The 19,884-nt window shown below is 57.4% G+C and carries 15 protein-coding genes and 1 riboswitch; of the genes, 8 read left to right on the plus strand and 7 right to left on the minus strand.

The window, feature by feature from the left end:
- Positions 1 to 101: 101 nt before the first annotated feature.
- The 4 genes from COMA2_RS12975 to COMA2_RS12990 form a co-directional block, all read right to left on the minus strand.
- Positions 102 to 1,772 carry an ArnT family glycosyltransferase gene (locus COMA2_RS12975; protein ID WP_175304588.1) on the minus strand — a complete coding sequence of 557 codons (1,671 nt, stop codon included), beginning with the start codon at positions 1,770 to 1,772 and terminating at the stop codon, positions 102 to 104.
- Positions 1,773 to 1,918: 146 nt separating this feature from the next.
- Entirely contained in the window at positions 1,919 to 2,209 is a 291-nt protein-coding gene (locus COMA2_RS12980) for a lipid-A-disaccharide synthase N-terminal domain-containing protein (RefSeq protein ID WP_090898858.1), read from the minus strand.
- A 74-nt stretch (positions 2,210 to 2,283) separates the two neighbouring features.
- A complete protein-coding gene (locus tag COMA2_RS12985) occupies positions 2,284 to 3,030 on the minus strand; it encodes a glycosyltransferase family 2 protein (RefSeq protein ID WP_090898861.1) in 747 nt (248 codons plus the stop codon).
- Positions 3,031 to 3,138: 108 nt separating this feature from the next.
- Entirely contained in the window at positions 3,139 to 3,711 is a 573-nt protein-coding gene (locus COMA2_RS12990; RefSeq protein ID WP_090898865.1) for a hypothetical protein, read from the minus strand.
- A 140-nt stretch (positions 3,712 to 3,851) separates the two neighbouring features.
- Here COMA2_RS12990 and COMA2_RS12995 point away from each other — a divergent pair, with 140 nt between their 5' ends.
- The gene (locus tag COMA2_RS12995) at positions 3,852 to 5,291 is read left to right on the plus strand and encodes a class I SAM-dependent methyltransferase (protein WP_090899380.1); all 1,440 of its coding nucleotides are present in this window, start codon (positions 3,852 to 3,854) and stop codon (positions 5,289 to 5,291) included.
- A gap of 298 nt (positions 5,292 to 5,589) precedes the next feature.
- Positions 5,590 to 5,790 carry a hypothetical protein gene (locus tag COMA2_RS13000; RefSeq protein ID WP_090898868.1) on the plus strand — a complete coding sequence of 67 codons (201 nt, stop codon included), beginning with the start codon at positions 5,590 to 5,592 and terminating at the stop codon, positions 5,788 to 5,790.
- A gap of 138 nt (positions 5,791 to 5,928) precedes the next feature.
- Here COMA2_RS13000 and COMA2_RS13005 read toward each other — a convergent pair whose 3' ends face one another.
- Positions 5,929 to 6,957 (minus strand): hypothetical protein, encoded by a 1,029-nt coding sequence (locus COMA2_RS13005; RefSeq protein WP_139077337.1) that lies wholly within the window; start codon positions 6,955 to 6,957, stop codon positions 5,929 to 5,931.
- A 281-nt stretch (positions 6,958 to 7,238) separates the two neighbouring features.
- Complete coding sequence (locus COMA2_RS13010) at positions 7,239 to 7,553, minus strand: HPF/RaiA family ribosome-associated protein (RefSeq protein WP_090898874.1); 315 nt, start codon at positions 7,551 to 7,553, stop codon at positions 7,239 to 7,241.
- A gap of 161 nt (positions 7,554 to 7,714) precedes the next feature.
- Positions 7,715 to 7,819: riboswitch (guanidine-I (ykkC/yxkD leader) on the plus strand.
- A 136-nt stretch (positions 7,820 to 7,955) separates the two neighbouring features.
- Here COMA2_RS13010 and COMA2_RS13015 point away from each other — a divergent pair.
- Together COMA2_RS13015 and COMA2_RS13020 are read left to right on the plus strand one after the other, a co-directional pair.
- Positions 7,956 to 9,431, plus strand: coding sequence for an APC family permease (locus COMA2_RS13015; RefSeq protein WP_217490747.1), 1,476 nt, complete (start codon positions 7,956 to 7,958; stop codon positions 9,429 to 9,431).
- 85 nt (positions 9,432 to 9,516) lie between these two features.
- On the plus strand, positions 9,517 to 10,665 hold the full coding sequence (locus COMA2_RS13020; protein ID WP_090898880.1) for an agmatinase family protein: 1,149 nt from the start codon (positions 9,517 to 9,519) through the stop codon (positions 10,663 to 10,665).
- Positions 10,666 to 12,103: 1,438 nt separating this feature from the next.
- Here COMA2_RS13020 and COMA2_RS13030 read toward each other — a convergent pair.
- Positions 12,104 to 12,316, minus strand: coding sequence for a hypothetical protein (locus COMA2_RS13030; RefSeq protein WP_090898885.1), 213 nt, complete (start codon positions 12,314 to 12,316; stop codon positions 12,104 to 12,106).
- Positions 12,317 to 12,851: 535 nt separating this feature from the next.
- Here COMA2_RS13030 and COMA2_RS13035 point away from each other — a divergent pair.
- The 4 genes from COMA2_RS13035 to COMA2_RS13050 all read left to right on the plus strand — a co-directional run bounded on the left by COMA2_RS13035 (position 12,852) and on the right by COMA2_RS13050 (position 19,799).
- The gene (locus COMA2_RS13035) at positions 12,852 to 14,090 is read left to right on the plus strand and encodes a vanadium-dependent haloperoxidase (protein ID WP_217490748.1); all 1,239 of its coding nucleotides are present in this window, start codon (positions 12,852 to 12,854) and stop codon (positions 14,088 to 14,090) included.
- A gap of 209 nt (positions 14,091 to 14,299) precedes the next feature.
- A complete protein-coding gene (locus tag COMA2_RS13040) occupies positions 14,300 to 15,388 on the plus strand; it encodes a phosphotransferase family protein (protein WP_090898888.1) in 1,089 nt (362 codons plus the stop codon).
- 145 nt (positions 15,389 to 15,533) lie between these two features.
- Positions 15,534 to 16,076: an adenylyl-sulfate kinase gene (locus tag COMA2_RS13045; RefSeq protein WP_090898891.1), complete on the plus strand. Its 543-nt coding sequence runs from the start codon at positions 15,534 to 15,536 to the stop codon at positions 16,074 to 16,076.
- A 90-nt stretch (positions 16,077 to 16,166) separates the two neighbouring features.
- Positions 16,167 to 19,799, plus strand: coding sequence for a DEAD/DEAH box helicase (locus tag COMA2_RS13050; protein WP_090898894.1), 3,633 nt, complete (start codon positions 16,167 to 16,169; stop codon positions 19,797 to 19,799).
- The last annotated feature ends 85 nt before the right edge of the window (positions 19,800 to 19,884 follow it).

Here is a 19,884-nt window from a genome sequence, read left to right on the forward strand (position 1 = left end):
ACCGCTGGTGTCAAGAATGAAGGGTGAAGTCGAAGAGCTACAGAAACGCCACCAGTCGCGCCACTCATCTGGAAGATGAAGCGGAGGTCATTGGACGAGTGTCAAGGAGTCTTCGTTGGGTGTGGTGAAACAATCTTCGGGGCCTGAGGCAGAGTGAGCATCGGTTGATTGCCTAACAACACATAGCCGTACCGCTTAAGAATCGGCTCAAACCCAGCCGCTTCTTCAGGCAAGGCATCCTGAACGTATTCCGGGAGTAGGATCATCGTCCGGCCCTCTTTGCGCAGCGCGGCACGCAGCCGGTCGATTTCGTTGGATGGGATAAAGGTCACGGTTCGTCGCGCATAGAAGGCGATCGATGGTCTGGTCGAACCGAAGGCGATCAGTTGGTCGGTCGGATTCAGGTTCAACCCGGCCGCATAGGCCAGTTCCTGCGGCGGCGCAATCGCGTAGCGGTTGAGTCCTGGAACGACCACCAGAATGGCGACAAGGAACACGCTCGCCAGCGCGCCTCCGGCCGCTCCAAAGACGATACTCCGCCTGTTGTCGTTCAAGCCAAAATACCCGATCAGTCCCATAGCGACCAGGATGATCGCTGCGCCGATGTAAGGCCCGATGCCCAGATCGAATTGACCGGCGAGCGGGAACTCTTTGACCATCTTCCCGGAGAATTTGATGAACAGGGAAGGCGCGCTCGCAAACCCGACCGCCAAGAGATAGCCGATCCCCATCAGGAAATGGATCGACCCGCGCAGTCCCTTGGTCGAAGGATCTTTCATGGCCTGAGCCCAATACGAAGCAGCCAGGAGGGCGCAAGCGGGAAACAGCGGACCGATGTAATGAGGCAGCCGGGTGGAGGATAGACTAAAGAATATGAACACACCGACGATCCAGAGCCCTGCGAACCACTCCAGCTCATCCCCCGAGCCTAATGGCGTTTCTGATCCATCCGGTTCCTGTCTATGGTTTTGCAGTGCGCGGGATTCTCGCCAGCTCCGATAGGCGCGATAGAGTCCCGCCGGCAGGAATGCGCTCCAGGGATAAAAGCCCAGCAGCAAGACTGGAACATAGAACCACCAGCCTACGCCGTGACCCTCCATCGGAGCGAGAAATCGCCCTACCGTGTGGACTTTCGCCTGAGAAGAGTAGGCATCTCCATGGAGGATGAACATGGCAACATACCAGGGACCGGCGAGGAGCAGAAAAAGCATCGTGCCGCTGATCGGCGCGCCCCGGCGCCAAAAAGTGAGCCATCGCCTGGTGGCGGCGAGATACAAGAGACCAGTAATCAGCGGGACGGCGAATCCCACGGGCCCTTTCGTTAAGGTGGCCAAGGCCATGCCGGCATAAAAGGCCCAGATCCAATGGCGCCCTCGGCCTGGTTCGTGGAGGCCGAGCCAAAACCCGTAGAGCGACAGGGTGGTGCAGAAGATCAAGACACTATCGGTGATCGCCATGCGCCCAAGGGCCAGTACCTCGATGTTCAGGAGCAACATCAGGGCGCCATACAGACCGACGGTCGAGCCACGCAGCCGAGTGAGAAACAGATAGTGCATCACGATCAACCCAACCCCGAACAGGGCTGAAGGCGCCCGCGCCGCAAACTCACTCACGCCGAAGACGTGATACGACATCGTCATCAGCCAATACACAAAGACCGGCTTGGCGACGCGTAGCTCCTCGTTGAAGGTCGGGGTGACGAAGTCGCCGGAGGCGAACATTTCCCGACCGGCCTCGGCATTGCGGCCTTCGTCGCGATCTGTCAGGCCCATGCTGCCGAGCCCCGTGAAGAAAAGCAGCCCAGAGAGGAGCAGGAGGAGCAACAACGGTATCGGTTGAGCAGACGTGCGATCCATAGTCGGATGTGGCTATTGCCAGTGGGTTGTGAAAGGCGAGCGGCGGTGGGTGTTGCTCCGGCTCATGCCTGCGGCCGAGGCTCGCTCTTGGTTTGATCCGCGCGGTGAATGAGGACCAGATTGCGTACGTAAACGACCGCCCCGAGCGCCTGTCCTGAGATAAACACAGGGTCCATTCGGTAGATCGCGTAGGTCAGCGTAATCAGTCCTCCGATGAGACTCATATACCAAAAGGAAATGGGGACGCGGCTTTCGGCAGTCCGTTCGGATGCAATCCATTGCACCAACCAACGGCCAAAAAACAGTCCTTGGCCGAGAAAACCGATACCAAGCCAGATGGTTTCAGTGGTCATTGAAGTAGTCGGAAGGAGGCCGGCATCAGCATATCAGAATTGTGGAAGTCCCGCCTCGGGATTGGTCGCGCGAGTCAGTTGTCACGGAATTTGTAGCGCAACACTCGATGCTGCATCCATCGAACCGCGATCAGATCATAGAGCGACTTGAACAGGCGGTTCCCCATGCCGTATTTGGAGACCCCATGAATGCGCGGATAATGCCGAACCGGCACCTCGGTCACGGTAAAACCATGCATCAAGGCGAGCGCCGGAAAAAATCGGTGCATTCCCTCAAACAGGCGAATCCGCTCCAACACCGGGCGCCGAAAGACTTTGAGAGGGCAGCCTGTATCATGGACACCGTCATGAGTAAACACGTTTCGAACGCGGTTCGCGATTCGCGAGGAGAGCATCTTCACGAAGCCGTCCTGTCGTTGCTGCCTCCATCCGCAGACCAGGTCATGAGAGGCGGTATAGGGGACCAGCTTCAAGATATCTTCGCTGTCCTGTTGAAGGTCTCCGTCGATCTGGATGATGATCTCGCCTGCGGATTGCCGAAAGCCGGCCTCAAGCGCGCAAGTCTTGCCGTAATTGCGGTCGAAGTGAAATACGCGGACCTGAGCATGATCGCGAGCCAATCGGTCCAGCTCGTCGCCGCTTCCGTCGCTGCTCCCATCGTCAACGAAGAGAATCTCGTACGGGCGGGTGCGTGATAGTTCGTGCGAATCCATGACTTTCAACAGGCTTGCTATCAGAGGAGATAGGTTCTCTCGTTCATCCTTGATCGGGATGATGACGGAGGCCCAGGGATTGGAATGAGAACCGGATGGCGTCTTCATAACAGCAAAAATTCGAGCTGCGGTCTGAGGTTACGATAAAAACTGGCGCATTCTAACGGAAGGCGGGGAGAGGGTCAAACATGTGCCGGGGAGGCTCGGGACTGATCGTCAATCGGGCGAGTGGCCGGACGTAACAATGGTGAACCGCATCGTGCCCATGAGGCTCATCTCATTGATTTGCTCGCCCGTATGGATTTCGACTTTGTAGCGCCCAGGCTTCCAGCCCTTGTGTGGGGACGACAACGTGAGATACCCGCTTTCATCCTCCAGGGCAATGTGCATGGCGTCTTCGCTGACGATCGTCTCGGGTAGGACACCGGCCACCTGTTCGGGCATGCAACGGCCGAAGACCGTGAAGGCTTGATAATGTTGATGCAGCGAAAACACGATGAAAATGGCGGCCACATCCGCGCGAAAGCGCTCGGTTGGTTTGATCGGCACGATTTCATGAGTTCGGAGAGGCCCTAGACGTTCTTCAAAGTCTTCCGCCATGGCGATTGAGCGAAACATGCCCTGCGGAGGAGCATCGAAATCGTAGGTGTTGATGTCCTCCGCGCGGTTTTGAAACTCGGAGATCGGGACGTTCTCGGTGAGTGGGAGCTCTTCGGCAGACGTTGCCGAACACCACAGCAGCGCCGCCGCCGTCACACCGCCGACCAGATGAACTCCTCTGATCATCATGGCTGTCTGCTACACCGGTCGAGGGGACGCTGTCAAGAAATCGACGAGGAAGCGGACCATTGCGGCATTTTCCAGCCATCTGTTAGGATTCGTCCACTGAAGGACAATTCGTCGAACATGTTCACTGGTGACCCAACGTGATGTTGCAAGACGCCGACGCCCTTCCCCAGTTAATCGGGGAATACAAACCGCTCGATCAATGGCAGATCCATCTCAACCAGATCTTTTATGGGCTGCGAGGGGACAAACTCCGTTCGTACTATCAAACGTTCGCCTCGGCCGACTTTCGGCTCGCCCATGCGCTGGCGGCCGACTATTTCGAGCGCGTCACCAAACGGGAAAAGACGAGAAATCGTCAACCGGGTGATTCCTCGCGCGCGACTCCTCATCCCTCACCCCTTACCGTTCTAGAGCTGGGGCCCGGCAACGGCAACCTTGCGGCCTGCTTTCTCAGCCATCTTCAGGCCCTCGACAAAGAGGGCGCGGTCTACCCACATGTGCGGTATGTCATGGTCGATTGGGAAGAGTCGGTGTTGGCCGGGGCTCTGGCCCATCCGGACCTGGCAGTGCATCGGGATCATGTGGATACCCATTGTGGATCAGTGGAGCAGGTGGAGGGTATAGCTGATGGGACGGTTGACCGGATCATCTGTAACGAGCTGTGGAACGATCTGCCGACAAAGTTGTTGGCAAAACATGACGGCGAGGTCGAGGAAGAATATCTCCGTCCCAATCTGAGCGAGGCACTCCATGCCAAGATTCAAGATTGGTCGGCCTTCGTCCGGGCTTTTCAAGAGAAGGACCTCATAACGCTCAAGACGTTCCCTCCGTTTCTTGATGAACTGGTCTGGGAAAAGGAATACCGCAAAGTCGAATGGAAGGACATGCCCTATCGGAAAACGATCGTCGAATTTCTCCAGTCTATCGACCAAGAAGTCTTGGTGCCGGCCAACGTAGGCGCCTTCGCGACCCTGAAAGAGGCCAAGCGACTGCTGGCTCCGGACGCGATCGGATTCAGCGCCTTCGATGCGGGGACCGCCGATAGGGACGTCTTGAACGATCCCGAAAAGCCCTGCTACGGCCAGTTCGGCGGGCAATATAGTTTCATGATCAACTTCGCGCTAGTCGACGCTGTGGCCAAACAGCTGGGTCTCAAGCAGACGACCTTCGAACCACAGCGGGAATTTGTCGGGCGATCGTTGAATACGAACGTGATCACGCTTATGGATCTGCTGGCGACCCATCCGATCGCGGGACCGAAGCTTCGGCCATGGGAACAAGATAGGCTTGTGCTGAAGACCATCAGTGCATTGAACGAAACATTCGAAAGTCCCTACCGTCATCGGCTCGAGTTTCCCTTAAGCGCCCATATGCCGCCGGACGAGCGAGAGACCTTGGGCGCGATCTTACGCGCGCTCACAGACCACGGCATTCCCGACACCGTGGCCTACGTGACCGAAGAAGAACTCGCCCGTGCCCAAACAGATCTGGAAGCGATCGGCTACGAGAGTGATGCTATCCGCATGGCCTTGAGTGTCCCGCCGAGCCCGGTTGAATACTGCCACTTCGCATGTCGGTGATACGGCAGGTGAGCGCGATGCCGACAAGGATGGGCCCAGCACTCGTCGTTTCATGAGAGGGCTCGCGCGAGCGTTCCAGAGTTCAAGTTCACGATCAATCGCAGCGCAAAGCCTTGGCCGACTGTGACCACGCCATATGGATCGGTAGGGTTTCATCATCCTGTGAGAAGGAGTAGAATTTCCTCGGGGAACGTCCCAGCGGATTGCCACAGCAAGATGTTTGCAAGAGTTGGCGGGCGCGCTTTCCGGTGCCACAAGCATGGTCTCTGAAATTCATGAATGACAGGGGGAGAGGGCTATGAGTCCGTTTGGGACGAGTATTGCCGGGCTTGTGGGTGGAGTGGTGCTTCTGATGGGTCTGTTTGCATTGTTCCAAAGGGAATGGAAGGCAGCCTGTGCTTGGTTTCTTTCGGGCCTGGCGCTGATCGCTCTGTTGACGTTTCTCGACAAACCAGGCTCTCACCCATCAGAATCCTTTGAAACCCGCGAGACGCGCTGATCATCTCGATTGAATTCAGACGGTGCCCCGTCTTCAGCCTCAATCACGCCCTATGCGCCGTGTTTATCACGTACGGTGAAGACCAATCCGCCGGACCTTCAGCATTCTACTAGCCCGCACTATTCATGACAGCGCGGGTTAGCCCGTCGGAGTCAACGGGGCAAACAGCAGAGAGCTCAAGGGGCTGGCAAGCAGGGGGGCGAGCATGAGTCCGAACTGGGGGAAATGGTCCTGCAACGACAGGAACAGGCCATGGTCCTTCAGCCATTGTTCCGGTTCCGGCTCGGACTGATTCGAGGGACTTTCCTGCAGCAGAGTTTGGGCTCGCTTCGCCAGGAGGAGCGCGGCGGGGAGATATGTGGAGACCAGCATCAAGGTAAAGGTCACGCCCCAAAACAGAGTAATGGCTAAAGCCGTTCCCAGCACGGCTTCGTGCGCATCTTTGTCGGCGATCAATGCCGCCGGCCACCGCAGCCAGGCTCCCATGTGCAAGACTCCTGCGACAAGAATCGCTGAGGCCGCAGCCAGCACTTCTTTCAAGCGCCTCATCTGCAGCGCATAAAACTCGGGATCCGGCTGAGCCCCCGCCATCGGCGGCGCGAGCGAGCTGCATGCTGCAAGCAGAGCCACCACCGGCACCACCATGGCTTGCACATTGACGATGGACACAACCACCATCGCGTACCGTAAGAGATGTTCTCCGATCCGCTGAGGTCCGGCCTGGCGCAGGTTGTCATAGCTGAAGCTGAACACGGCTCGGTAGAGCGCATGGGTGTCATCCAACGACCAGATAAAGGCCAGTCCGATGGAGGCGAAAAAGATTCCTACGGCTGTGACAACCAGCAGCCGCGGTCGCGGAAGCGATTGGTAAATGATGATCCCGCACACGATCAAGGCGTAGAGTCCGGCCACGAGGGCCACCACCACCGTCGTCAGCCAGATATACCGGGACTTGACCTCCACGAGAAAATGGGTGGGGTCGAGGGATTCCTTCGACGATTCCGACGCGCGGTGCATCAGCCGGCTCGTGAGGTGATGGAAATTGTCCACGGTGATATTGGAACTGAATTCAAACAGGCCGACCGCGAGCGACAGAATGAACAGCGAGGGGACCATGAGGAGCAAGAAGCGATAGTCGGAAGCTGGTGAGGGAGCCCGGGGTGTCATGGCATCCACATGCACGGAATACAAATCACCGGCGCACGTACAGGAAGGCATCCTAGCACAACTACGCAAAGGGGACGAGTCAAGAATAGGCGTGACGGACACCGCATCCGGTGGCCATGACGCTATCCGCCGATCCTATTGAAACCGATCTTCCTCGTCTGAAGAAAACAGCGGTTTCGTCGGGAGATCATTGGGAGCGATAGGATCCTACACTGCGTTTCAAAAGCCACGTCCATCTCGGATGAGACTCTGAGGGAAAAGTGAAACGTTTGCAGAGGTGTCTATCGCTCCTTCAATCGGCCGAGCGTGCTTTCCATCGACCGCTCGAGCTTGTCCGCCGCTCCGCTCAACGCCAGTTCGACCGTCGAGGCCTGATGGGTCACGGCGATGGGCTGGTGACCGGCTAGTCTGGCTTCCAGGACGCAGCGGATATCGTCATCTTTTGTTTTGTGGCTGTTGGTATCGCTGAGATGCGCTTCGACCCGTGTAATCCGATCACGAAATCGGCCGACGGCTCCTTCCACACTGGTCTCGACAAGAGCGACAATCTCCTCACGTCCATGGATGTGGTTATCCGTATTGACCTGAATCTGCATCCGACTCCCTCCCTCGCAGGAATTAATTGAAGAACGGACCCTACTCGCCAGGGGCAAAAAAAGTCAATCGAAGCTACGGCTACGGAGGAAGTCTCATTTGGGGTGCCTTGAGAGACCTTGACTTTGGTATATCAAAGTAATAGGCTTTCAATAAATCGTTCCAAGAGGGAAACTAGGGTTCCGGCTGCCTTTAGCGGGAGCGTCTGGTCCAAGAGTTTCCGGCCTCGCATAACGAGGCTCCACGGAGGGATAAAAGCCCGGGAGATCATGTACTGAGGTACATGGCCTTTTGGGAGTTTAACCTTTCGCACGGGAGGTCTTCGTTATGCAATTTCATTTATATTCCACAGATCTTTCCCTCCCGGATCCATCTGGCCTGCTGCTCAGCCGGAGAGGTCTGTCATGGTCATGAATGAACCTTCGACTCCGGTTTTCCTTTCTGCCGTTGAAGATGCTCCCAAGACACTCAACCGCAGCCTCAGTCTCTGGAACAGCCTCACCATCGGCTTCGCCACCGTCTCACCGGTGGCCGGATTGTACGCCATTATCGGTGTGCAGACGGTCGTGACGGGTGGCGGGTGGTTTGCGGCGTTGGCGCTCTGTTTGGTGATGCAGCTGCTGGTGGCAACCGTGTACGCGGAGTTGTCCTCGCAGATTCCGATCGCGGGGGGCGCATACAAATGGGCGAGACAGCTCGGAGGCGCCACTACCGGCACCTATGCCGGGGCCATCTACGTCAGTTCCACGATCGCGATGCTCACCACGACCGCCTATACCGGCGGGGTCTGGCTGGCGATTTTTTTCGGATCAGGAAGCGGAACAGGCGTCACGCTCGTGATATGGGGTGCGGTGTTTATGCTGATCTGCACCCTCCTCAACCTGATCCATGTCGCCGTATTCAAGTTCCTTATTTCTCTGGGCGTCTATGCGGAAATCGTCGGCTCGTTCGGCGTCGCGCTGTTGCTGTTCTTCTTTTTTCGGCAGCATGAGTTCTCCGAACTGTTCGCCCATCTGGGGACAGGAACCGCACCCAGCCACACCGCGGCGTTTCTAGCGGCGCTTGCCATTTCCGGGTGGGCGTTCATCGGCTTCGATGCCTGCTCGACCATCGCCGAGGAAACGCATGACCCCAAACGGATGGTGCCGCGAGCGATCTTTTTCTCTCTCTGCATGGTGGGAAGCGTCGTGCTCTTCAACTCTGCCGCCCTGACCCTCAGCTTCAACCGCGAGACGTTACAGCACACGAGCGCCGCGTCCGATCCCGTCACACCGGTGATCGTCGCCAACTTTGGCGCTTGGGCCGAGACTCCCTTTCTGGCGATTGTCATGATCGCGTTCCTGGCCTGCGGGTCATCCATGGTCCAGTACACCTCTCGTATCGTGTTTTCCATGGCTCGCGAAGGCAGTATGCCGGCCGTCCTCAGTCGGGTGACTGCCGCCGGCGCTCCGCGGAATGCCGTGCTGTTCACGGTACTGCTGGCCGCCCTGGGATTACTTTTCGGTCTCAATGATGAAGCCGTCGCCACGGTACTGGCGTTCGGCACGGGCGGATTGTACGCCATGTTTGCGATGACCACGGGCGTCGGACTCTACACCCGTCTCACGGGTCGCTGGGACCCTTCGCAAGGCCAACTGAAGCTGGGCTCGTGGGGGTTACTGATCAATGCAGCGGCGTTTCTCTGGTCACTCTTTGAATTCGTCAATATCGCGTGGCCACGTCCCTATGCCGTATCGCCCGATGCCCCTTGGTGGCAACTCTGGGCTGTCCCGCTGGTTCTCGGAAGTATCCTAGGTGTGACCACGCTGTATCTCCTGGTCGTGAGAACGACAAGTAGCGACGCTCTGAGTCCGCGGGAGTCGACACCAACTCGAGAATGAAAGATCGGTCGTTCGCCAAGTCTCGTACAGCAAGGAGCGCTTCACAGAGAGTCAGAATCCATTCATCCGATAGAAAGGAGCATTCATGGCAAAGAAGAGAACATACCAAGGCAAGGTTCCCCTACATGACAAATACGGGCCAGAGGCGAAGTTCGCCGTGGAAGCGGAGGCGCTGCTGCCGACGACGAAACATGAAGAAGAAGTGGCTCGAGGTCTCGAATTGGGCCTGCAGGGGGCTGATTCCATCAAAGATCGCCGCATTCCCACCTTTAGTCGCGGAGAGCTCCCGCACTTCGCGGGCATCAACACCTTCATCAAGGCTCCCTATGTCGAGGACGTTCGCAAATGCGGGGCATACGATGTCGCTATTCTCGGCGCGCCGTTTGATGGCGGGACCACCTATCGGGCAGGTACCAGGTTCGGACCCCAGGGAATTCGCAAGATCTCAGCGTTGTACGGCACCTACAGCTTTGAACTCGGTGTGGATTTGCGTGAATCCATCTCCATCTGCGATGTGGGCGACGTGTTTACGATTCCCGGCAACATCGAAAAGACCTTCGATCAAGTCAGCAAGGGCGTGGGCCATGTCTACGCCAGCGGCGCCTTTCCCGTGGTGCTCGGCGGAGACCATTCCCTGGGCTTCGCCACCGTGCGGGGAGTGGCTCAGAATATGAACGGCAAGAAGCTCGGCATCCTTCACTTCGACCGGCATGTGGACACGCAAGAGACCGATCTCGATGAACGCATGCATACCACGCCCTGGTTTCATGCGACGAATATTCCCAACGTGCCCGCGAAGAATCTTGTTCAGATCGGCATCGGCGGTTGGCAAGCGCCAAGACCCGGCGTGAAGGTCGGCCGTGAACGCCAAACCACGATCATGACCGTGACCGATTGCGTGGAAATGGGCATCGAGAACGCGGCGAAGCAGGCGCTCGAAGTGGCGTTTGATGGCGTGGATGCCGTGTGGTTGAGCTTCGACGTCGATTGTTTGGACGCCGCATTCGTGCCGGGCACCGGCTGGCCCGAGCCGGGAGGGTTTCTCCCGCGTGAAGTGTTGAAGTTTCTCCAGATCATCGCGGACACGAAGCCGTTGGCGGGCATGGAAATCGTGGAATGTTCACCGCCCTACGACGCGGCGGAAATTACGAGCCTCATGGCCACGCGGGTGATCTGCGACGTCCTGGCCTGCCAGGTGCGATCCGGCAACTTGGCTAATCGGAAGAAACGCTGAGAGATGCTGGTTTTGGAATGACAAAGCAGCGAGGTGAGGGGCTTGCACCCGTGCAAGCCCCTTCGTTCGCCGGATTCATTGTACACATCCAGCTGGTGATTCCCATCGATACGGCTGATTAGGAACTATTCATATCACCGACGATGACTTTGCCAACTGAATGCAGGCATTGCTAGTACCGAAGGCAATGCACGAATGACCAGTCTATACACATGCTGATCCTACTTATGTGTCACTCTGTTCCGGGCTTACTCTCGGATACATAAAGCAGTCATGTTGTTTGAAGAACAAGTTGTTGAGCTGCTTAGGCGGTGTGAGAAACTCGTTGGGAAAGAACTGTCCCAAATACGAAGCGACCTCAAGTCAGCACAAACTCGTGGCGCAGCTGTCTGGGAACTGCTCGTTATTGAAGCGTCCGCTCATATGGGCGCTCTTCAACACGAGCCAAGGCAAAATGGGACTCTAGATATATAGGTAAGTCGTCCAGAGGGTAGGCCCATATGGGTGGAAGCCACATATCTAAATTCGAGATTTCTGGATCAAGAACGGAGGTCGGACGCTGTAAAGGCTTGGTTCTTTCAAGAGGCAAGTCGTCGCAAAATTCCTTTGTCCCACATGTCGGTTCGCTTTGATGGACGAACGACACAAGCAGGGACAGCAAGAGCTCTTCCGGAACTCAATGAACGTCCACAATTCCTCAAAATTGCGGAAGGTCCGAGACTTCTTTGAGGCGATCGAATCTCAGCCGAATGATTCCCATACGTGCACATTGTCTCAATATACAGTGTCGGTCACGTATACACCTATATCTCAAGGACCATGGGTTTCAAGCTGCGGGCTGGCAATGGAATCGGCTAAGTCATTAAAACAGCACGCCGTATATCTGAAGTTGAAAAAGAAAGCCAGCCAGGTCTCGCTGGCAGAACCCATGATTGTTGCGTAGGAAGTGACACCAGCCCAGCGTTTTCGCGCCTTCGGGCTCCAGGGTCTTCCTCTATAAGAGATGCAGTCATGGCTGCCTTTAGAGAGCATTCGTCGCTGTCAGCCGTTGTGCTCGTTTCCATAGGGATCGATATTGGTTCGTTCGAACGTCGGGTCACAGTTCAATTGTGGGTCAATGATTCAGCGAAATATTCACTTTCGGATGACGAAGTAGAACTTCTAAACCAAATGAACTTTAATCGTTGGAAATACACGTACCCGTTTGCGAACTGGGATCGAGCAGGCACTGCCCAACCAATGGTTGGTACGTTGACTACAAAGGTGAGGACGATGGAGATAGAAGTCGAGATTCCGTCATCAATTCTTATGAGTTTCTAGCAGGACGAACATGCTTGTCGAAATCCTACAAATGGGAACATCCTTATGTGATTCGAGCCTTAGAAGAAGGATGGGCAATAACTGCCTGCTCCTTAAAGGATGGAGATATCGAGTCCGCTCAAACACCCAAAATAGTCCTGAAACTCGTTTCACCTTCGCGGTTCGTGCGGGCAAGTAAACCAAAATCGAGCCCGATGGCCTGCTGCTCCTCCACGTGCTGTTCATCAAGCAGCGCGTGCTTTTCTCCGTACAGGCAACTTGCCCCGCAGTCAGATGGCGGAGAGCTGCCGCGTATTCCAAGGTGCAAGATGAAAAGATTTTCACGAGGCATTCATATTCCCTTCATCCAGGGCTGTTATACAGAACCATGTAATGGGTATTTGGAAGATGAGGAATTCCTTGGTTCCCTTCATCGTACTTCAGCCGTATGTTGTCGATGCTGAAAGAAAAAGAAAAAGGAGGTCTGACGTCATGACGGCCATAATTCTCTCCGTGTTTATGCTGGGCATCATGTTTGGGGTCATGTACAAAGCGTTTAGTACAAATTAGTTGAGCTGCTGGCCGAAAGTTCGCATGTGTTCAAGTGAAATTATCCGTGGGAAATTTCACGGCAAGCGCGTTCATCCCTCCTCATGCTGCGGAGTTTCAGTTGTCCAAACAATTAGACGATCTTGAGGACCTTATCCCCACGCTCCCAACTGTTGACTATTCCGCACTGCCGAACTGCCGAAAACAACTAATAATAGAGAGTCCGCGTGTGGTCGCCGTCAGCGGAGCAAGCACGATAGTTGCTGAGAGACAGGCTTGAGCTTGAGGCGCTTGATTCCACGGCGAGTCATGTTTCGAGAAGGAAAGGTGATAGGCACATGATGATCAAGTATCCGGTCATATTGCGAGCAGGCCTGATTTCAGTGCTGTTGACCGCATCCGCACTGTCGGATGCCGGCGCGGATGCCGTTACCGACTGGAATGAGCGTGCCGGAGAGATCATGGTAAGCGCGCACATGGGGCCATTGCCGGCGGCTCGAGCGCTGGCGATGGTTCAAGCATCGGTGTATGAAGCCGTGAACGCCATCACGCAGCGGTATCCGATCAGCGATCTGAAACTGGAAGCCGCATCCGGCGCGTCAGTTGAGGCGGCGGTCGCGGCGGCCAATCATGCGGTTATGACCGAGCTTATTCCTTCTCAGCAGGCCGTGATCGATCGGGCCTATCAAACCGCGCTGACGGCAATCGCTGATGGAGCAGCCAAGACCGGCGGGATCGCAATCGGTGAAAAAGCGGCGGCGGGCGTTCTGGCGTGGCGCGCCGATGACGGAGCCGCAGCAGGCGAATCGTATCGTCCTTATACAAGCGCAGGAACCTATGTGCCCACCGTCATACCGGAAGTTCCCCAGTGGAGGAATCGCAAGACCTGGTTGATGACCGGCCCGGCACAGTTTCGTCCTGGACCACCTCCCGAACTGGGAAGTGAACTATGGGCGCGTGACTACAAGGAGGTGAAAGCGCTGGGCGGAAGGCAGAGCCGCCGCCGGACCGCCGAACAGACCGATATTGCGCGGTTCTGGGAAGAGGTCATGCCGCCGATTTACGATGGAATCGTGCGTTCGGTCGCGAAAGGCTCGGGGAGAGACATCACGCGGAACGCGCGCTTGTTTGCCGCAGTCACACAGGCCGCGGATGACGGCTTGATTGCCGTGTTTGACGCCAAATATCACTATGAGTTCTGGCGGCCGGTCACCGCCATTCGCAACGGCGATATCGACGGCAACGAGGCGACGGAACGAGAAGAATCTTGGGTGCCGTTCATCGATACACCCATGCATCCGGAATATCCTTGCGCGCACTGTATTACTGCCGGCGTCGTCGGTGCGGTATTAAAGGCGGAGATCGGCAATGATCGAACGCCGGTACTCACAACGACCAGCCGCGCGGCAGGCGGGGTCGTGCGCAGCTGGACCACGGTGGATGATTTCATGCAGGAAGTCTCGAATGCGCGTATCTATGACGGCGTTCACTATCGTAACTCCGGGGAAATAGGGACCGAGATGGGCAAGCATATCGCCCAACTGGCGATCGCCAAATACATGTTGAACCAAAAATAGAATCTACGGTCTCACTGCTCCGTGATGATCATCGCTCAACCGATTTCTCCTCTCCTTCGCTCCTGGCCGTCACTGTAGATGACGCATTTTCCCACAGCGACGGTCCGATCGGTGGGGCTCAATGCGCCAGTTCTTAGCTCTCAACCTGCCTCTCGATCGGGTATATTGCAGCGGTGATTTCTGGAACATGACTTGCGAGGTCTTGCGGTATGCCAACGTTGAGCAAGCACTCATTGGAAAAGTATCTGCGGGCTCGTTTCGGCCCTCAGGTCGAGCTGTTGGCTTATGGAGTCATCGGCAAAGAGAGCTCCAAAGGAGAGCAGAAGCGGTATGGGTATGGCACGCCGGTCAAAGTGACCTTCCAAATCGGACGGCGGGTTCAGTCCGCGGTGCTCGAAACGATGAAGCCGGGTCCGTTCGGGCACGAACATATGGCCGATCGCGCCCAGGCGATGTTGTGGGACTACGATTCGTATGGACGCCTTCCGCGCCATGTGAAGGCTCTCGATGTGGGAGCGTTCGACGCCGACCAGGCGCTCTTTTCCTTCGCGGAGGCCCGCGAGTTCTTCGTGCTGAATGAATGGACCGATGGAGCGAGCTATCATGCGGATCTTGCGCGGCTGGCGAAAGGCGGGAGCTTACGGAAGTTGGATCGACAACGCACCGTCGCATTGGCTCGTTATTTGGCTCAAATCCATGCCAAGAAACGACGAGACGCGGATCTGTACAAGCGTCGGTTGCGTGAATTGATCGGCCACGGCGAATGCATTATGGGGTTGACCGACAGCTATCCCAAGCGTTGCGGCTTTATCACAGGCGATCTGTTGCGAACGGTCGAGGAAGCCTGTAACCGTTGGCGGTGGCGCCTTCGTGACAAGGTCAATCGTCTTTCACAGGTTCATGGGGATTACCACCCCTACAACGTGCTGTTCCGTGCCGGGACGGATTTTGCGGTGTTGGATCGATCACGAGGGGAATGGGGCGAGCCGGCGGACGACGTGACCGCGATGACGATCAACTATCTCCTTCACTCATTGATCAGCCGGGGCAAGCTTCAAGGGTCGTTCGAGATCTTGTTCCGATTGTTTTGGGACACCTATGTGGAGGTCAGCGGGGACAAAGCAGTTGCGGAAACGGCTGCGCCGTTCTTCGCCTTTCGTGGCCTGGTCGTGGCCAGCCCGCTCTGGTATCCCAATCTGTCGATCGACATCCGGCGCAGCCTCTTCCGTTTCATTGAAAACGTACTCGATGTGCCGCGCTTTGAGCCGGAACGGGTGAATGAGTATTGCGGGGTTTAAACAGTCATGGGTCAATCGTCATGAGTCATTGGTGAAGAGTGGAACTGTTGCGAAGCGAGGACAATCCTGTTGGGTCCCATTGGCAGGAATCACCACCCGAGCCTATCGACCGATGACCATAACCATTAACCATTCCCATTGACGCATGCCCATTGACCATCCCCCAAGCTTTGCCATTTGGCTCACCGGCTTGCCCGCTTCGGGGAAGAGCACAATTGCAGCCGCGCTAAAGCCAAAGCTGGAAGAGATTGGTCCTGTCGAAGTCCTCGAATCGGATGTGGTCCGCAGGATTTTGACGCCTCATCCGACGTACAGTGTTGCGGAACGGGATCTGTTCTATCGTTCACTCGCGTTCATGGGCGCAAGACTGGTCGCTCATGGCGTCACCGTCCTCTTCGATGCCACAGCCAACAGACGCGCCTATCGAGACTTTGCCCGCGGCCTGATTCCTCGGTTCATCGAGGTCGCCGTGGAATGTCCGTTGGAACTGGCCATGCAGCGTGACTACAAGGGGACCTATCAGCGAGGCCGACAGGGAGAATCTTCGACCGTGCCGGGGATGCAGGATCCCTACGAAGCGCCGATCCATCCTGAAGCGGCCATAGATACAACGAAGCTCTCCGTGAACGACGCGGCAAGGAAAGTACTGGACGTCGTGAAGGAGAAATTCGACCCACCGTATTCTTGAGCGTTTCTGTAAGCGCCCATATGCAGCTGCGCGAGCCATCGTCCCACGTTGCTTGATGAGGCCCTCTCCCGGTCGCTATAGTGTCGCACCATGAGTAAGATGCCTGCGTCCCGTCGCAGAGGGGGGAGTGGCCCCCTTTCTGAAACGAAGGAGAGCCTCTTCATTCCTACTTCCGCCTCGGCGGCCCTTGTTGCCGCATTCCGCGCCCTTACCGTCAACGATCTCTACACGATGGCCCCTAAAGAGACGGTGCTCAGGGGATATGACTACTACCGGCAGCAACGGCTTCAGCACTATGTCTGGGGTAAGGACGGCGCCATGCTCGCGGCGCAGGTGCAGGGAACCAGCCTGTACGAGGTCATCTTTTCTCTCGACGAGGGGTTTCTCGCTTCGTTCTGTGACTGTCCGGCCTGGGATTTCGATTGGCTGTGCAAACATGTCCTTTGCGCCTGCTTTGCCGCCAAACATCTGCTGTCGCCCGAGACGTTCCCATTGTCCGATCGGCAACAGGCGCACCTGGCCGCGCTCCGAATTGAGCTGCTCGGCGACCTCGCCGAGGCGGGTTCCATCAAGGGGATGGTCCCCTCCTGGAATGGGGGCGGTCTCTCTGAGTCGGGCTATGAAATCGTAATCAACGTCGGCCAGCCGTATCCGCAACTTGTGATCCATCGGAACGGTGTGCGGCTTCCCGCAGGATGCACTCCCGCGTTACCGCCGGAGCTGCGTCCACTCCTGAATCCGTCTTGGTTTTCGTCAGGATATGGGGACGAACCCTTACAGCGCTATCTCCTTGTCTCCAAGCGCCGGTTCCCGATCGTGCTGAAAATCGGCCTGGAATCTATCGCCCTGGACTGGACTCCGTCGGTGACCTGTCGGAGCAAGACAGAGATCGCTCTTGCCGGTGATGATGTGAGGATTCGCGCGGTCTGCATCGCCGACGGAACGGCGCTCGACAGGATCGTTCGCATTCGCGGCTTCGTGGTCGACGTGACCGGCCGCCGCTTGCTCTGCTTGGGGGATGAAAGCGGATGGGCTTCGTTTCGTGCGTTACGCAACGGTTTCCAAGGGTTCAACGCCGATGCCCCTGGGGGCGGACCGGCCGGGACGTTGTGCGCCGTGACCTTACCCGACGGCCGGGGCCATGGGCGATGGCAGGGCCTCCACCATGAAGTGGAGTTCACCGTCTCACGGAACGAGTTCCGGTCCGCGCAGATCGATCTGCTTCAGGAACAGGCCGACAAGATCTTGCGCGATCTTCTGCTGCGCGTGGATGGGAACGAGGCGCCGGTGCATTCTTCTGACCCTGCGTCGGGGGTCGAGGAGGTGTCGTACGCGTTGATTCTGGCGCCGCTCCCGGACGAGGCCGGCGCGCCGACCACCGCATGGATGCTGCGGACGGAATGCCGGCGCAGTGACGCCCGGTTTGCTCCGAGCGCCTCGACCTTTTCCTTCATCCGGGCGTTGGAACAGGGCCGAGCCGTGTCCGCGCCGTTGCGGGCACAGAAGCGCAAGACCATGCTCTATGATCTGTTCTTCGCGTTGCTCACGGTCGGCGAGGCCAAGGAACGAGATCGTCGCATCAAAACGGCGCTGGATCAGACCGATTGGGCGAGAAGCATCCGTCTTGAGGCCGCTCAATGGCTGAGACACCATCTGTCGGTGTACGCCGGTCAAGATGTACGGTTGCAGGTCGACGAGAGGCGGTGGACACTTCGCGCGATCGACAAACACCGCGAAGCATTGCTGTACCGGATTCCATTCGAGGTCTTCGGTCTAGAGGCGTTTCGCGGCATGCCCTCGTACGACGCGATGAGGATCGACCCGCTCGTGCTGTTCCAGCGATTGCCGGATCTTTTGGAAAAGCTGACGGCAGCCGGGATCACATTGCTGTACGAAGACAAGCCGCTCCGGCCCATTCAGTGGGACTGCACTGTCCAAGTCGGGCGTCAGGATCGAGAGGGGACCGGGATCGACTGGTTCGAGATCCGGCCGGAGATTCGCTGCGACGGGGTGGTGATCGACGAGACGGAATGGCGGGCGGCCGTCCGGCAGGGCGGAATGATCGATACCGGGCACGGTCTGCGGGTCTTGGATGGGCAGACCATGGAGCGGCTGCGCGCGATCATCGGCCTCACGGGTGATGCGACGGAGGATCGAAAAACAGCGCAGGTCGTGCATGTGCCTCGGTTACGGATCCTCGATTGGCTGGCGCTGCGCGAGCAGGGCATCCCCGTGTCGCTGCCCGCTGAGGATGAGGCGGTGCTGGCGCGATTGCTGGGGTTCGAGCGGATCGAGAAGCCGCCGTTGCCGAAGGCCCTGCACGCAAAGGTGCGTCCCTACCAGCAGGACGGCTACGCCTGGCTCGCGTTTCTCTACGAGCATCGATTCGGCGCCTGCTTGGCGGACGACATGGGATTAGGCAAGACCCTCCAAACCATCTGCCTGCTGGCCGCCATCAAGGAGGGATGCATCAAGACCGCTTGCGGGATAAAGGGGCCTCATCTGGTCGTCGTCCCGACGAGTCTGCTCTTCAACTGGGAACAGGAGCTCGCGCGCTTCGCGCCCGGTTTGACGGTTCATGTATATAGCGGGAGCGAGCGGACGTTCGAGGCCGGGGACGGCGATGTGGTGCTCACGACCTATGGGTTGGCCCGCCGGGATATCGACAGCTTGGAGCGAACGGCGTTCCATGTGATCGTGTTCGACGAAGCCCAGGCGGTCAAGAACATTCGGGCGGACACGACAGGCGCGGTCCGCCGGCTCAAGGGGCGCTTCAAGATCGCCCTGACCGGCACACCGCTCGAAAACCATCTGGGCGAGTATTTCTCCGTGATGGACCTGTGCGTGCCGGGCCTCTTAGGCGAGTACGATGGCTTCAAAACGGATCTGAAACGTATCGAAGGTCGCGCGCTCGATCAGGTGCTGCGGCGGACGCGGCCCTTTATTCTGCGGCGGACCAAGGCCGAGATCCTTCAGGACCTGCCGCCGAAAATCGAACATGAAGTGTTTCTTGAGTTGACCGATCGGCAAAAGGCGCTCTACAAACAGACCGTCGATCAGGTTCGCTCAACGATCGACGACGCCTATCGCACCAAGACCTCCGGGCAGGCGCAGCTCATCGCGCTCACGGCCATCCTCAAGCTGCGGCAGGTCTGTCTTTCGCCACGCCTCCTTACGAAGCAAACCGATGAGACCTCCCCCAAGCTCGGCTTCCTGGTGGAGCGGCTCCAGGTCTTGCGCGATGAGGGGCACAGCGCCCTGGTATTCTCGCAATTCACCAGCTTTCTGGACCTCGTGCAGGAAGCATGCATCCGCCATGGGTTGCCGTACCATCGCTTGGATGGGTCCACGGCACCGACTCTGCGCAAGGCCCGCGTGATGGCGTTTCAGACCGGTGAACAGCCGAGCGTGTTTCTCTTGAGTCTCAAGGCGGGAGGGCAGGGGCTGAATCTTACCCGAGCGAGCTATGTCTTTCATCTGGACCCCTGGTGGAATCCGGCGGTGGAGCGTCAAGCGTCGGACCGCGCGCATCGCATCGGGCAACGGCAGACGGTCTCGATCGTGCGGATTCTCATGCGCCACAGTATCGAGGAGAAAATGGTGGCGCTCAAACAGCGCAAGCTCGAGTTGTATGATGCGGTCATGGCCGGCGTGGTGCGGGGTTCCGGACAAGGCGTCCTGACGAAAGCCGACTTCGATTTCCTGCTCTCGCCGAGTGGGTGACCTCGTGGATTATCGCACTTCCGGCTCAGGGAACCGGGGACTGTTCTCGTTCTGATCCTCCCAATCTCACGCTGCTTTCAGGTAT

This window comes from Candidatus Nitrospira nitrificans (assembly GCF_001458775.1).
GTDB lineage: Bacteria > Nitrospirota > Nitrospiria > Nitrospirales > Nitrospiraceae > Nitrospira_D > Nitrospira_D nitrificans.